This is a genomic window from Bartonella bilalgolemi (assembly GCF_023500045.1).
GTDB lineage: Bacteria > Pseudomonadota > Alphaproteobacteria > Rhizobiales > Rhizobiaceae > Bartonella > Bartonella bilalgolemii.
Window position 1 is genome coordinate 1,816 of sequence record NZ_JAMCOF010000024.1, and the last position, 1,327, is coordinate 3,142.

The window sequence follows — 1,327 nt, forward strand, 5'->3', positions numbered from 1 at the left end:
TACATTACCGAGTGTAATTTTTGTATCTTTACCATCAGCTTTTACGGCAAGTTTTTCAGTTGTAATAGAGCCGCTTTCCATCGCAAAATTAGCACCATTTGCTATTTCAAGACCTTTATCTTTTGAAGTAATGTTTACATTACCGAGTGTAATTTTTGTATCTTTACCATCAGCTTTTACGGCAAGTTTTTCAGTTGTAATAGAGCCGCTTTCCATCGCAAAATTAGCACCATTTGCTATTTCAAGACCTTTATCTTTTGAAATAATGTTTACATTACCGAGTGTAATTTTTGTATCTTTACCCTCAGCTTTTACGGCAGTATCACTGACATCAATCACACCACTTTCTATTGTGATTGTACCACCCTTACTTGCAGAAAGACCAATTTGGAGATCTTTAATAGTTGTCTTGCTGTTTAGAGTAATTGTGCTATTCGACCCATTAACTGTTGCACCTTTTCCTTTATTATCCTTAGTACCGATTAGTGTTAAATCTTTACCTGTGATTGTACCACCTTTTCCATCGCCATCTTTAACAGCTGCAGCTAAACCACCTTCTGCCTCTTCACCTACATAAAGAGCACTTGTATCAGCAGACTCAGCTTGATAAATTTCGTTTTCAAGGTTGTGTTTACCGCCGTTAGTTTCAGATAAATTCTTAGCAACAGCAACATTAAAATGAGTGCCAAATAAAACTATAGCAGCTATAGCTGTACACGATAAAAGATAATTTTTACACATAAGGATTGTCCTAACTCATAAAGCCCACAATATCCCCCCTCGCTTATAAGAAGGATATCGAATAGATAATTTTCATTGATTGAAGTAAATTATTTTTTCTTATATGTAAAGACAAAAATCATTTTATATAAAGATAAATATATTTATTACTTATATACATAATGTATTAAATGTCGTTTTTACTAATAATACATAATGTATTAAATTATTATTTTTAATAAAAAATAATTTCTTCATATTTATATTTAAAATAAAGCGCTAATATCATAGCTCAAGATTATCTTTAATAAGATATAATCTTGATAAGATATAGAATTATTATGAGCTAAAATTTAAAATACTGATAAGTATTTTATTTTTATAAAAATGATGAAATGGTGGAGAAGAGCCAATCAAAGAAATAAGATATAGAGAAGATTTAATATTTTTGTATCTCTTTAAGGGAAGGAAAAAATAAAAGGCAGTATCTTATACTGCCCTTTTTATCTAAGTTAATATCAGTATTGTTTTAGAAACGATAACGTATCCCACCTGAAAAAGAGGTTGCTGATATACCTGCTTTTTGAAGTTTGTGTTGGTGGCTGAT

The 1,327-nt window shown here is 30.5% G+C and carries 1 pseudogene; it reads right to left on the reverse strand.

Annotated elements, in window-relative coordinates:
- A pseudogene (locus M4Z11_RS07260) lies at window positions 1–741 on the reverse strand (autotransporter outer membrane beta-barrel domain-containing protein); the annotation flags it as partial.
- Between the last annotated feature and the right edge of the window lie 586 nt (window positions 742–1,327).